The organism is Nocardia donostiensis, from assembly GCF_002081715.1.
In the GTDB taxonomy this organism is placed as follows: Bacteria; Actinomycetota; Actinomycetes; order Mycobacteriales; family Mycobacteriaceae; genus Nocardia; species Nocardia donostiensis.
Map to the genome: position 1 here is coordinate 30235 of NZ_MUKP01000022.1, position 13617 is coordinate 43851.

At 68.1% G+C, this 13617-nt stretch carries 11 protein-coding genes; 8 read left to right on the forward strand and 3 right to left on the reverse strand.

Going from position 1 to position 13617, the window contains the following annotated elements:
• The first annotated feature begins 29 nt into the window (after positions 1-29).
• From nadA to nadC, 3 genes are read left to right on the forward strand one after another with little or no spacing between them, the layout of a single operon-like run.
• Positions 30-1085, forward strand: coding sequence for a quinolinate synthase NadA (nadA, locus tag B0T44_RS15815; RefSeq protein WP_077119873.1), 1056 nt, complete (start codon positions 30-32; stop codon positions 1083-1085).
• Between the two features lie 22 nt (positions 1086-1107).
• Positions 1108-2814: an L-aspartate oxidase gene (locus B0T44_RS15820; protein ID WP_081512195.1), complete on the forward strand. Its 1707-nt coding sequence runs from the start codon at positions 1108-1110 to the stop codon at positions 2812-2814.
• A complete protein-coding gene (gene nadC, locus B0T44_RS15825; RefSeq protein ID WP_077119875.1) occupies positions 2814-3674 on the forward strand; it encodes a carboxylating nicotinate-nucleotide diphosphorylase in 861 nt (286 codons plus the stop codon). The genes B0T44_RS15820 and nadC overlap by 1 nt, the downstream gene beginning before the upstream one ends.
• 104 nt (positions 3675-3778) lie before the next feature.
• Here the strand turns inward: nadC and B0T44_RS15830 are convergent, their stop codons facing one another.
• The 3 genes from B0T44_RS15830 to B0T44_RS15840 form a co-directional block, all read right to left on the reverse strand.
• On the reverse strand, positions 3779-4921 hold the full coding sequence (locus tag B0T44_RS15830; RefSeq protein WP_077119877.1) for an RNA-guided endonuclease InsQ/TnpB family protein: 1143 nt from the start codon (positions 4919-4921) through the stop codon (positions 3779-3781).
• A gap of 128 nt (positions 4922-5049) precedes the next feature.
• Positions 5050-6228, reverse strand: coding sequence for a winged helix DNA-binding domain-containing protein (locus tag B0T44_RS15835; protein WP_077119879.1), 1179 nt, complete (start codon positions 6226-6228; stop codon positions 5050-5052).
• Between the two features lie 56 nt (positions 6229-6284).
• Positions 6285-7055, reverse strand: coding sequence for an SDR family NAD(P)-dependent oxidoreductase (locus tag B0T44_RS15840; RefSeq protein WP_077119881.1), 771 nt, complete (start codon positions 7053-7055; stop codon positions 6285-6287).
• A gap of 58 nt (positions 7056-7113) precedes the next feature.
• Between B0T44_RS15840 and B0T44_RS15845 the strand changes: the two genes are divergently transcribed.
• The 5 genes from B0T44_RS15845 to B0T44_RS15865 all read left to right on the forward strand — a co-directional run bounded on the left by B0T44_RS15845 (position 7114) and on the right by B0T44_RS15865 (position 13306).
• Positions 7114-7488 (forward strand): MerR family transcriptional regulator, encoded by a 375-nt coding sequence (locus B0T44_RS15845; RefSeq protein WP_077120036.1) that lies wholly within the window; start codon positions 7114-7116, stop codon positions 7486-7488.
• A gap of 392 nt (positions 7489-7880) precedes the next feature.
• Positions 7881-8867, forward strand: coding sequence for an alpha/beta hydrolase family protein (locus B0T44_RS15850; RefSeq protein WP_077119884.1), 987 nt, complete (start codon positions 7881-7883; stop codon positions 8865-8867).
• Between the two features lie 65 nt (positions 8868-8932).
• Complete coding sequence (locus tag B0T44_RS15855) at positions 8933-9796, forward strand: arylamine N-acetyltransferase family protein (RefSeq protein WP_077119885.1); 864 nt, start codon at positions 8933-8935, stop codon at positions 9794-9796.
• Between the two features lie 72 nt (positions 9797-9868).
• Positions 9869-11620 (forward strand): penicillin-binding transpeptidase domain-containing protein, encoded by a 1752-nt coding sequence (locus B0T44_RS15860; RefSeq protein ID WP_077119887.1) that lies wholly within the window; start codon positions 9869-9871, stop codon positions 11618-11620.
• 162 nt (positions 11621-11782) lie between these two features.
• Positions 11783-13306 carry a serine/threonine-protein kinase gene (locus B0T44_RS15865; protein WP_077119889.1) on the forward strand — a complete coding sequence of 508 codons (1524 nt, stop codon included), beginning with the start codon at positions 11783-11785 and terminating at the stop codon, positions 13304-13306.
• Positions 13307-13617: the final 311 nt, after the last annotated feature.

The following is a 13617-nucleotide window of genomic DNA, read 5'->3' on the forward strand; positions in this document are numbered from 1 at the left end:
CGCCGAACGCACGAAGGAAGGGAGCCATCATGGCGACGATGGGAGCAGAGCTGGCCCCGGCGCCGGGCACCGCGCTGCTGGAGCAGATCACCGACGGTCCGTCGGGATACACCGGAATCGAGGCGAACGCCGCATGGGCCGCCGAGATCGAACGACTGGCCAGAATGCGCAACGCGACCATTCTCGCGCACAACTATCAGCTGCCCGAGATCCAGGACGTGGCCGACCACGTCGGAGACTCGCTGGCGCTGTCGCGGATCGCGGCCGAAGCGCCCGAGGACACCATCGTGTTCTGCGGCGTGCATTTCATGGCCGAAACCGCCAAGATCCTCAGCCCCGGCAAAACTGTGCTCATCCCCGACCAGCGGGCAGGCTGCTCGCTGGCCGACTCCATCACCGCCGACGAACTGCGCGACTGGAAAGCCGAACACCCGGACGCGGTGGTGGTGTCGTATGTGAACACCACCGCGGCGGTCAAGGCGCTCACCGACATCTGCTGCACCTCCTCCAACGCCGTCGACGTGGTCGCCTCCATCGACCCAGGGCGCGAGGTGCTGTTCCTGCCGGATCAGTTCCTCGGCGCGCACGTCAAGCGGGTCACCGGCCGGGAGAACATGCACATCTGGATGGGGGAATGCCATGTGCACGCCGGTATCAACGGTGACGAGCTGAACGAACAGGCCCGCACCCACCCCGACGCGGAACTGTTCGTGCACCCCGAATGCGGTTGCGCCACCTCCGCGCTGTACCTGGCGGGGGAGGGTGAATTCCCGGCCGACCGCGTGCACATCCTGTCCACCGGCGGCATGATCGACGCGGCCAAAGCGGCGAAATCCAACCAGGTGCTGGTCGCCACCGAGGTCGGCATGCTGCACCAGCTGCGCAAAGCCGCGCCCGGCGTCGACTTCCAGGCCGTCAACGACCGCGCGGCCTGCCAGTACATGAAGATGATCACCCCCGCCGCGCTGCTGCGCTGCCTGGCCGACAACCGCGACGAAGTACACGTCGACCCGGAAACCGCGGCCCTGGCCCGTAACTCGGTGCAGCGCATGATCGAGATCGGCAACCCCGGCGGCGGGGAGTGAACCGCGTTCGCAGGGGGCGACGATGAGCATCGCGTCGGCGGGGTGGGCGTGGGAGGCTGCGGCCGACCTGGTGGTGCTCGGTGGCGGTGTCGCCGGGTTGACGGCGGCGCGGACCGCGTCGCTGCTCGGGCTGCGCGTGCTGATTCTGAGCAAAGGTGGGCCGACCGACACCTCCACCCAGTACGCGCAGGGCGGTATCGCGGTGGTCGCACCGCAAGGTGATTCGGTGGCCGCGCACGTCGAGGACACGGTCGCGGCCGGGGGTGGGCTGTGCGATCCCGCCGCAGTCGAGTCCATCGTCGCGGACGGTCCCGCCGCGGTGGCCGCGTTGACCGATCTGGGCGCGGTATTCGACCTCGGCCGCGACGGGCAGATCTCGCGCACCCGGGAAGGCGGGCACAGCACTCGGCGCATCATTCACGCCGGCGGCGACGCGACCGGCGCGGAAATCCAGCGGGCGCTGGGTGCCGCCGGACTGCCAGTGCTGTTCGGCACCGCCGCGCTCGAGGTGGTCACCGGCAGCGGGGGGCAGGGCGGCCGTGGAGTTCAAGGAGTGGTGGCGGTGTCAGAGCGCGGGCTCGGTGTCGTGCACGCGCCCGCGGTCCTGTTGGCCACCGGCGGGCTCGGCCAGCTGTACGCGCTGAGCACCAATCCGGCCGGGGCGACCGGCGACGGGATCGCGCTGGCATTGTGGGCAGGAGCCCAGGTGGCCGACCTGGAGTTCGTGCAGTTCCATCCGACCGTGCTCTACACCCCCGGCGGGCTCGGCCGCAGACCGCTGATCAGCGAGGCGGTGCGCGGGGAGGGCGCGGTTCTGGTCGACTCCCGTGGCGATTCGGTCACCGCGGGGGTGCATCCACGCGGTGACCTCGCCCCCCGCGATGTAGTCGCGCGGGCCATCGCCGAACGGATGCGGTTGCTGGGCGAGGACCACGTCTACCTCGACGCGCGCGCCCTCGACGGTTTCGCGCAGCGTTTCCCGACGGTCACCGCCTCCTGTCTGGCTGCGGGTATCGATCCTCGCACCGAGCTGATCCCGGTAGCACCCGCTGCCCACTATCAGTGCGGCGGCGTGGTCACCGACCTGCACGGCCGCACGACGGTGCCCGGGTTGTACGCGGCAGGCGAGGTGGCGCGCACCGGACTGCACGGCGCCAACCGGTTGGCTTCCAACAGCCTGCTGGAGGGCCTGGTTGTCGGCGAGCGCGCAGGCGCGGCAGCTGCCGAACGCCTCGGCGCACCGGCCCGCATCACCCAGCTGCCCACTCGGCGCCGCCCGCGCGCCCGCCGCGGCCTGGTGCAGATGACGATGACCGCGCACGCCGCCGTCATCCGCGACGCCGCCGGTCTGGAGCGAGCCGCACGGGAGTTGGCGAACGAACTGACGCAGATCGGTCCGCACGCTGTCGACACGGCGGCCATGGCCCCGGCGGAAGCAGTCTCCAGCGACCGCCTGGTCGCCGAATTCGAGGACGCTGCCCTGACCGTCACCGCGCGGGCGCTGCTGCTCGCGGCGGCGGCACGCGTGGAGAGCCGCGGCTGTCACACCAGAGCCGATCACCCCGAGCCGGTGGCCGCGGCAGCACACAGTACCGCGGTCCGGCTGGACGAGTTCGGTATCCCGTGCCTGATGCCCGATCCGGGCGGCGAACCGAGTCGTCCAGGGGAAAACTGGCTGGGAGCTACGGGTTCGGCCGATATCGTGCAGCAGACAATCGAGGAGTTGTGATGGATGTGAATGCGGGGCTCGACCGCGACGAGGTGCTTGCCGTCATCCGCGCGGCACTGGACGAGGACCTGCGTTACGGGCCGGATGTGACGACCGCGGCGACCGTGCCTGCCGACGCGGTCGTCAAGGCGTCGGTGGTGCCACGCCAGCCGGGGACCGTGGCCGGGGTAGACGTGGGTTTGCTGGTGCTGGACGAAGTACTCGGCGCAGGCGAATACGAGATCAGCGAACGAGTTCCGGACGGGACCCGTGTGCAACCCGGTCAGTCCGTGCTCGGCCTCGTCGCCCCCACCCGCGGACTGCTCACCGCCGAGCGGACCATGCTCAACCTGATGTGCCATCTGTCCGGTATCGCCACCGCCACCGCAGCCTGGGTGGACGAAGTCGCGGGCACCGACTGCCGTATCCGGGACAGCCGCAAAACCCTGCCCGGTCTGCGCGGCCTGCAGAAGTACGCGGTGCGCGTCGGCGGCGGGGTGAACCACCGGATGGGTTTGGGTGACGCCGCGCTGATCAAGGACAACCATGTGGTCGCCGCCGGTTCGGTGGTGGCCGCCCTGCGCGCGGTGCGCGAACTCGCCCCCGATATCCCCTGCGAGGTCGAGGTCGACAGCCTGGAACAACTCGACGAAGTGCTCGGCGAGAACGTGGAATTGGTGCTGCTGGACAACTTCCCGCTCTGGCAGACCCAGGCGGCCGTGCAGCGCCGCAATGCCACCGCGCCGGGGACGAAACTGGAATCCTCCGGCGGGCTCACCCTCGATATGGCCGCCGACTACGCCCGCACCGGCGTCGACTATCTCGCCGTGGGCGCGCTCACCCACTCGGTGCGCGTCCTGGATCTGGGCCTCGATATGTGAACCCCATAGCCGGTCAAGGGTTGGCTTCCTCCCCACGCCTGAAGGCGGGGGATTCCAACCTCACGGTTGGGGTTTCCTGTTTCATCGACGGTTGCCTCCCCGCATCAGCTGCGGGGCGGTCTCACACCATCTCCACAGGCAAGTACCGCCAGCCCGGCGGCTTGTATGTTCTTCGCGGCGTTTGCGTCCCGGTCGTGGACAGCACCACAGGGGCACTGCCAGTCACGGAGGTGTAGCGGCATCGAGTCGTTGATCCGTCCGCACGCCGAGCACGTCTTGGACGACGGATAGAAGCGGTCGATAGCAACCACTGTCCGCCCGTACCAGTCCGCTTTGTACTCCAGCATCGACCGGAACTCCGACCATGACGCATCCGAGATTGCCCGCGCCAACTTCCGATTCCGGACCATGTTCCGCACGCTCAGATCCTCGATGGCGATCACTTGGTTTTCGCGCACCAAACGAGACGAGAGCTTGTGCAGATGATCGCGGCGACGATCCGCGATCCGCGCATGAATACGCGCCACTTTCAGCCGTGCTTTGGCTCGGTTGGCCGAGCCTTTCTGTTTCTTCGCCAACACCCGCTGCGCTTTCCCCAGGCGGGCGCGGTCTTTCTTCTCATGCCGAGGGTTGCTGACCTTCTCCCCGGTCGAGAACGTGTAGAGGCTGGTGATTCCCGCATCCACACCCACCGTCGCATCCGTCGGTGTGTGTTCGGTGATGGTGTCTTCTACCAGGATCGAGATGTGGTAGCGGCCCGCCGAATCCTTCGATACCGTGACCTGCGACGGCTGCGCCCCCTCGGGAAGCGGCCGGGACCATCGGATGTTCAGCGGCTCGGCCTGTTTGGCGAGCTCGATCCGACCGTCGCGGTAGGTGAACGCGTTGGTCATGTAGGTGGCCGAGTCTTTCGTTCGGCCCTTCTTCTTGAACTTCGGGTACTTGGTGTGCTTGCGCCAGAACTTGTCGAACGCGCCCTGTAGGTGCCGCAACGCCTGCTGAAGCGGGACGTTGGACACTTCACCCAACCATTCGGTCTCGGCGTCCTTCTTCCAGGTGGTGAGCGCTTTCGCGGTGTCCACGTAGGTGACGCGCCGCTGCTCCAGCATCCAAGCCCGGGAGCGTTCTGCTAGTGCACGGTTGTAGACGTAGCGAACGCATCCGAACGTTTTCGCCAACTGCTCGGCCTGCTCGGGGGTCGGGTAGAAGCGGTAACGATACGCCCGCTTCACCACCCGAGATACCATGCCTTACATAGTAATACGCTTGCGTGTTAGTTGATGCGCTTACCCCATAGCTGAGGCTAGGGTTTGCGCGCTACGACCTTTGATCAACTCCGCGGCCGCGCCGGTGCCGCCGGGTCGCTTGTTCTCCATCAGGCGGTGAGTTCGCGCTCCAGTGGGGTGCGGAAACGGGGGATCGGCCGCACCTCACCGAACCAGGTTGCGGCGCGCTCGGTTTCGGCGTCGATGAGCGCGGTGGCATCCGAACCCACGTCTTCGAGCAGGCGGACGACGATCTCGCCGTCGGCGCGTTGCGCCCAGCCGCCGACGATGCGGCCGTCGTACCAGATGCTGGGCCCGATATTGCCGTTACGGTCGAACAGACGCGGCGCGTGGGGGCCGAGGTACCAGTCGCGGGACTGCCAGCCCATCGGTGTCGGGTCGAGCGCGGGCAGCAGCGCCGCCCACGGCTCGGGAGCGGCGATGGGTTCCAGATCGTCGGCCAGCAGCAGACCCGTTTCGCCGTCCAGATCCACCTCGACTACATCCAGCGGCGCCAGGGCTTTACGCAACACACCGAGAGACCAGCCGGTCCACCATTTCAGGTCGCCGATCGGTGCGGGACCGAACGCGGTGAGCCACTGCCGCACCAGTTCTGTCCGCGCGGTGTCCGCGGGGACCGGCGGAATCCCCTCGGGTAACCATGCTTCCACCGGCGACCACGAGTATTGACTACTGGACCAGCTGCCATTGGGACGTCCGCGCACGATGCGGCCCTCGGCGCCCAGGATCACCAGCACCCAGGTGGTGATCCCGGTAGGACGCGAATACGATTTGCCCGGCGCGGGATCGACCTGGGTGCGCAACGCGGGAACGTCCTTACTCAACTGAGCGCCGGTAGCCGCGCCGCGCGCCAGCAGCGCCCGATGGGTCTCGTCTTCCACCGCCGCGAGCCAGGCGTGCACGTCGCCGTCGCCGATACCGGCCTGCTCCAGCATCCGGCCGTAGGTGCGGCGTTGCTTGTGCGCGAGTTCGTCGGCACAGGCCGCCTGCAGCACCGGCACCAACTCCACCGGTGCGACGAACATGGTGCGCCGCATCGCCAGCATCCGCAGCAGCGTGCGGTCGGTATACAGCGCCCGCTCGACCTCGGCAGGACCGACGGTATGCCCGCGGGCCGCCGCCGACAGAAACACCGTCGCCGGGTCGGTGGCGTGCAGAACCACCAGCGATCGGGCTATTTCGGCGACATCGTCGACCCGGGAGCCGGTGGCCAAACGGTGCCGTATGCCCAGCCGAGCCCGCCGCTGGGCAACACTTATCGAACGCATATGCGAATGCTAGCGGTAGGTTCCGACAACTCCGGGTCGTCGGGTGAAACCTGGGATCAGGCAAGAACGTAACCGCCGTCGACGCCGATCACCTGACCGGTCACCCAACTGCCCGGGCGGGCCAACGCCACCACCCACGGCACCACATCCTCGGGAAGACCGCGTCTGCCCAACGGAATACGCGCCGCTTCCTCGGCTTTCAACTCGTCGATCTCCTGCGCGCTCATCCGCATGCGCAACAGCGCCTCGCTCTCGGTCGGCCCCGGCGCGATCGCATTGACCCGGATCCCGCGTTCGGCCAGTTCGAGCGCCCAGCTGCGGGTCAGATGCTCGAGCGCCGCCTTACCGGCCCCATAGTGGCTGATGCGGGGCGCGGGCTTGCTGCCGAACGTGCTGGACACATTGACCACCGCGCCACCCACCTCGGACAGATGTGTCAGCGCGGCCTGCGTCAGCAGAGTGGGACCGAGCACAGTGGTCGCCCACATCCGCAGGGCATCCGCGGGATCGATCTGCCCCAGCGGGGCCGGTATGCCGAATCCCGCATTGTTGACGAGCAGATCGAGCCGCCCGCTACCGGCGACCGCCGCCTCGACCATCGCGGCGGTATCGGCCGGATCCGAGACATCGCCGGTCCGGGTACGGATCGCCGGATGTTGCGCGGCGGTGCGGGCCAGCGCGTTCGCGCGCCGCCCGGTCACCAGGACATCCATCCCGTATTCGGCGAGCGCCAAGGCCACCGCGGCGCCGATACCGGAACCACCGCCGGTGACCAAGGCGGTGCGACCCGCCAGCGACAGGGGATCGGGTGAGGAATCTGTAGCCATGGCCGTGACGCTAAACAGTGACACAGGTGTCAAGGTCAACCTCAGGAGCGCGTACGTCATGCGAATCGGAGAACTGTCGCGGCGGACGGGTGTCAGCCGCCGGTCCATCCGCTACTACGAACAGCACGGCCTGCTGCTGCCGGAACGCACCAGCAACGGCTGGCGCCACTACGACGCAACCTGCGAGCACCGGGTCCGCGCCATCGCCGACCTGCTCGGTAAGGGCTTGACCATCGACAGCGTCAGACAACTCGGTCCGTGCCTGGACCTGTACGACCCTGCCGCCTGCGACGACCCTGGTCCGGCGATCGAGATCTATCGCTCCCGCCTGGCCGTGCTCGACGACCGCCTTGCCCGGCTCCAGGCCCACCGAAACCGGCTCGCCGAGCAACTCGGCGCACTGCAGTCGGCCGGTGACCGGTCCGCCGGATGAGAGTCTCGGGCCCGGCCCGCCGGCGCTGCCGTTTGTGGTGACCTTGCTTTACCAGTCGTGGGTTCAGAACCCACGCAGGCAACCGGCCGCCGAACCGGTCTGCTTCTCATGCAACCGGCAGCCGGGCACGCAGACATTCGGCTCCAGTCGCTCACGCGGATGACCTCCGCAGACCGGAGACGCGAACACCCATCCCACGCACGTCGACGGCTGTTACGCAGTGGTTGTAGACGAAGCAGGTCGAGAGGGAACCGGATTGGGTGAACACCGCCTGGTCACCTGCGGCTGGAGGGAGCGTGGGCGCTCAGGGCACTCGTACGGCACAGTCGAATCCCCGACTGGCCCAGCCGAGTTCCGTGTTCGGCGCCGGATCTCGTGGGAACATGCGACCAATGAAGCGTGGAGTGGGTTGTGCAGTGTTGTGGTTGTTGCCAGCGCTGGTCGCGGGACTGCTCGTCGGGGCGCCGGACGCGGTGGCGGCGCCGGGATGTGTGGTCGAGGTGCGGCCGGTGGTGTTGCCGGTGGACGGTGAGCAGGCCACCGGGCGGGTATACGAACCGCGCGGATGTGCGGGAGGGCCGCCCGATGACCTGGTGGTGGCGGGACACGGGCACAACGGTTCCTCGGCCCAGTACGCCGAGTATCTGGTGTCGATCGCCCAGCGCACCGCCACCCCGATCCTGGCAATGGATATGCGCGGCGCTGGCAGCGCGTGGCGGACCGGGGAATGGAATATCTGGGCCGGCTGGCGTGATCTGGTGGCCGCCACCCAGTGGTATCGGGCCGAGCATCCGTCGATCACGCGCACCGTGCTGTGGGGGTGGAGTCAGGGCGCGATCACCACCGGTCTCGCCGCCGCCCACGGACCGCGCGGCCTGTTCGATTATTGGGTCGACACTTTCGGCCCCGCCGAGACCTTCAGCTACTGGCTGGGACCGGCCGCCGACGACCGCAGGCTGCGAGCCCAGATCGAACGCGACGCGGGCGGATGCGTCCCGCTGCTGTGTCCGCAGGCCTACGCCGAACGTTCCCCGGCGCTGCTGGCAGGCAGGCTGGGGGTGCGGCGTGCGTTCGTGATCCACGGCACCGCCGACCCGATCGTGCCTTACACCAGCGCGCTGGAGATGCGGGCGGCCCTGCTCGCGGCGGGTAAACCCACGTCGATGTACACCGTCGCCACGGGCCGGGATCTCAACGGCGCGGTGGTTCCCGGTGACCACAGTGTCGGACCGGTGCTGTTCGAGGGCGGATGTGTAGTGGAACGCCTGCTGCTCGGCACCGAGCCCGTGCACGGCGGTGACCGCGACTACCTCATCGATGTCGCCGGGGGAACAGTCACCGCGCCACCCGCGCCACCCGGCGCGAAATGCGCGGCCTGACCGGAACAAAGCGGGCAACCGGTGTGGTTGAGGCGAAGCGACGGCCACACCGAAACGAGGATCGTATGAACAAGCCGACCGACCCTACTTACCGCTGGAACGGCGCGGAACTGGACCTGGACGAATACTTGGCGACGATCGGCTACGACGGGCCGCGCACCCCCACCCTGGCCACCTTGCGCGGCCTGGTCGCGGCACACACCACCGCCATCCCGTTCGAGAACATCGAAGCGGTACTCGGTAGACCGGTCCCGCTGGACCTGCCTTCCCTGCAAGGCAAACTGATCCGCAGCCGCCGCGGCGGCTACTGCTACGAGAACGCAGGCCTGTTCGCGGCTGCCGCCGAACGGCTCGGTTTCCAGGTCACCGGTCTGTCGGGGCGGGTGAGCATGGGCGCGAGCGGAGTACGACCGGCCACGCACGCCCTGCTGCGCATCACCACCGCCGACGACGATCGGGTGTGGATCGTCGATGTCGGCTTCGGCGCCGGCCCGTCCGAACCCTACGAACTGACCGATGAGCACGGCGACATCCAGCTCGGTGGCTGGCGGTTCCGGCTGGAACGCACCTCCGGCGAACTCGGCGACGACCTGTGGGTGCTGCATCAGTTCGCCCGCGACGGCTGGATCGACCGCTACACCTTCACCGTGAACCCGCAGTACCGTATCGATTTCGAGGTCGGCAACCTTTTCGTATCCACCTCGCCGCGCTCACCGTTCACCCAGCGCCCGTACATCCAGCGGTTCCTGCCCGGTGTGCACCACATCCTCGACGGCGCAACCTGGATCACCGAATACCCCGACGGAACCAGCGAATCCCGGGTGCTCGAGCTCGGCGAAGTGCCCAAGATCCTGTCGGAAGTATTCGATATCGACCTGTCCGAATCCGATGCTCTGGCTCTGCTCTCGGCACCCTGGACGCAGAGCTGAACACATCGGCTCGGCGCGCAGGTAGCGAGCGCAGGCGGGTGTGCCGGAGCGCGGGCGTTACCCTCGACACTGATGCGTATCGATCGCAAGATTCTCGTGCTGCTGTGCGCCCTCGGTCTGGCACTGGCCGGATGCTCCTCCGGCCCGCCGGAACCGGAGACGGTTGCGCAACGGTTCACCGAGGCCCTCAATAGCGACGATGTGCCTGCGGCGGCCGCGCTCACCGACAACCCGGATCAGGCAGGCCAGGTGCTGCGAACCCTCTTCGACAACCTGGGTTCGGAAGCCACGTTCGAGGTCCGCAACACCGACGGCGACACCTTCACCCTGGCCACCACCTGGAAACTGGGCGACGACGGCCGGGCCGAATGGAAGTACACCACCACCGGGATCGCCGACGAGACCGAATCGGGTTGGAAGATCCGGTGGAATCCCGCCACCATCGCACCCGGCCTCGACACCGGCCCACTGGTCTTCGCCCCGGTGTATCCCGAGCCTGCGCAGGTCCTCGACGCCGCGGGCGGTCCGCTGCTGACCCAGCAGGTGGTCACCCTGGTGCAGTTGGTTCCCGGCGCCGATACCGCCGCGATAGCGGGCCTGCTGTCCCCGCTGGCGCCGGGTATCACCCCGGCATCCCTGGACGCCGACCTCGCCGCAGCCAACGGCGGTCAGATCACCGCCATCACCCTGCGCGAATCGGATATCGCTCCCATCCGGGACGCCCTCACCGCCACTGCTGGCGTCACGCTCGCCCCGCAGACCCGCCTGCTGACCACGGACAAGACGATCTCGGGCCCAACCCTGTCCGGGCTGAGCGAACTGTGGCAGGAACGCGCCGACGAGGCGGCAGGCTGGGCGGTACGCGCGCGCACCCCCGACAGCACCGAGCGCATCGCCGGACAGGACCCGAGGCCAACCACCGATATCCCGACCACTCTCGATATCGGCCTGCAACGCGCCGCGGAAGCAGCGCTGGAACCGGTCGGGCAGGCCGCCGCGATCGTCGCGATCCAACCGTCCACCGGAAATATTCTGGCGGCAGCCCAGAACGGCGCGGCGGACGCGATCGGCCCGATCGCGCTTACCGGCCTGTACCCACCGGGCTCGACGTTCAAAACGGTCACCGCCGCCGCCGCGCTGGACGCGGGCGCCGTCACTCCCGATACGGTGCTGCCCTGCCCCGGCGTCGCCGATATCGAAGGCCGCCGCATCCCTAACGACGACAGCTTCGACCTGGGCGACGTGCCGTTACACACCGCGTTCGCCCATTCCTGCAACACCACCATGGCCCGATTGGCCGTGCAACTGCCCCCGGACGCTCTCACCCGGACCGCCGAACGGCTCGGACTCGGCATCGATTACGTCACTCCTGGCCTGACAACGGTCACCGGAAATGTTCCGGTAGCCGAGACTCCCGCCCAACGGGTGGAGTCGAGTATCGGGCAGGGCCAGGTGACCGCGTCCCCGTTCGGGATGGCGTTGGTCGCGGCGGCGCTGGCTCATGGATCACCGCCCGCGCCGGTGCTGGTGACAGGGGAGCCGGGAGTCCCCGACCGGACCCCGCCGCCACTGCCTGCGCAGATCACCGAGCAGGTGCGCACCATGATGCGAGAAACCGTGACCGCAGGCACCGCCACCCAGCTCGCCGATATCCCCGGCCTGCTGGGCAAAACCGGAACCGCCGAATACGGCGACAATACCGAGGCGCACGGCTGGTTCATCGGTATCCACGGTGATCTGGCGTTCGCGGTCTTCGTCACCGACGCGGGCAGTTCGGCGCCAGCGGTGGAGGCAGCGGGCCGGATGCTGCGCGCCCCGCGCTAGCGCATCCGCAGGTCGCCGACTGACGGTGGCGCGCGGGGGTACATCGCTCGCCGGTGTTGTCGCGGTGGCAGCTACACTCATCGGCGAACGCGTGAGTCGTCAAGGACGCGGCATGTCACAATTTCGAGAAGGTTCGGAGTAGGCGCCATCGATACCGGTCAGTTGATCGCGGAGCACTACCGCCTGGTCGAGCGGATTGGTAGCGGCGGCACAGGTGTGGTCTGGCGTGCCGTCGACGAGCGTCTGCAACGGTCGGTGGCGATCAAGCAGATCCACATCAAACCGAGTCTGCCAGAGGCCGAGCGCGATGTGCTGCGGCAGCGCGCGACGCGAGAAGCGCGCAACGCCGCGCGATTCCAGCATCCCAATGCGATCGTCGTTTTCGACATCACCGAGCACGGCGGTGATCCGTGCCTGGTGATGGAATACCTGAAATCGCGCAGCCTGGCGATGGTGTTGTCTGCGCAGGGCGCGCTGCCGCTGGCGCAGGTCGCCCGCATCGGCGAACAGGTGGCCTCGGCGCTCATCGCCGCCCATCAGGCGGGCCTCGTGCACCGTGATGTCAAACCGGGCAACATCCTGCTCGACGATCACGGTACGGTCAAGATCACCGATTTCGGTATCTCCCGCGCCGCGGGTGACGTCACCCTCACCGAGACCGGCCTGATCTGCGGTACCGCCGCCTATCTCGCCCCCGAGGTGGCGCGCGGCGCCGATCCGAGCCCGGCCGCCGACGTGTTCTCCCTCGGCGCGACCCTGTTCCACGCGTTGGAAGGCGAACCGCCCTACGGCACGGGAGCCAACCCGCTGGCGGTGCTGTACGCGGCCGCCAACGGTCAGGTCAGCGAACCGCGCAATGCGGGTCCGGCCACCGATTTCCTGCTGCAACTATTGAGCCCGCGGCCAGAGGACCGGCCAACCATGCGGGCCGCCCGCGATCAGCTGGCCATGTTCGCCGATACCGACGCAGACCAGGAGACCGTCGGGTTCGTCCCCGCCAGCGAGGCCTTCGGCCGCAGCCAGAACGGTGCAGCGACGCGCACACTGCAGCGGGCCGAGCCCATTGCGGCCCCCACCGAACGGCAGCAGCGGCCTGCCCCGCCCCGTCCGGCGGGCGTGCACCCGGATACCGCCGCGCATCCGCGCCCCACCGCGCAGCCCGGTGCCGACAACAATCGTGCCCCCGGGAAACGTCGCGCCGTCCTCATCGGCGGTATCGCCGGTGCCGTGATCGCCGGTTCGACGCTGTACTTCACGGTTTTCGACGACGGCAGCGGGAACACCTCGTCGGTGCAGGCCGAAACACCGTCGAGCACCCCATCGCCCGATGACACGGACAGCGACCCCAATACGCCGGCCCTCGGTGAGACACCGAGCGTGAGCACCGTGCAGTGGGTGCCCGCCGGACAGTTGATCGAACGCTTCTACAGCAACCCTGCCGGTTCCTGGTCGCTGCTGACCCCGGCCGCGCAGCAGGTGTACGGCAGTGAGCAGAAGTTCCGGCAGTTCTGGTCGCAGAACACGATCCAGAGCTTCTCCACCATCGAGGCGTACAAGGGCAACAACTCCGACGGTTCGGTCGATATGCGCATCCACAACCTCAGTTATGGCGGCCAGACCAAACAGCTGTCGTTGCGCATCGTCGACACCGGCCAGGGGCTGCTCATCGACAGCGACACTCGCTGACGCCCGACAGCGATACCCGCTGACGCCGGCCTCGGCCCGGCGGACGCTGCTGCCGACCCTCACGCAATGACACAGCGGCCTGTCTTGTCATAGCCCCACCCGATGGTTCACCGCCTGCGGCCGGGCTTTCGGCGAGCCCCTGCGGGCTGCGCCGCAACAGCGTGCCCTAGGAAATATGTGCCCCATCATGGCTGCCGAGCGCATCGAGCTGATCGCTCTGTTGCGGGAACTGCGTGGGCAGGAATGGGAGGTGCCGCCGACGGTACCGGAGTACCGGAGCTGCGACGCCGCCGCGCCGGAGCGCAGGCTCG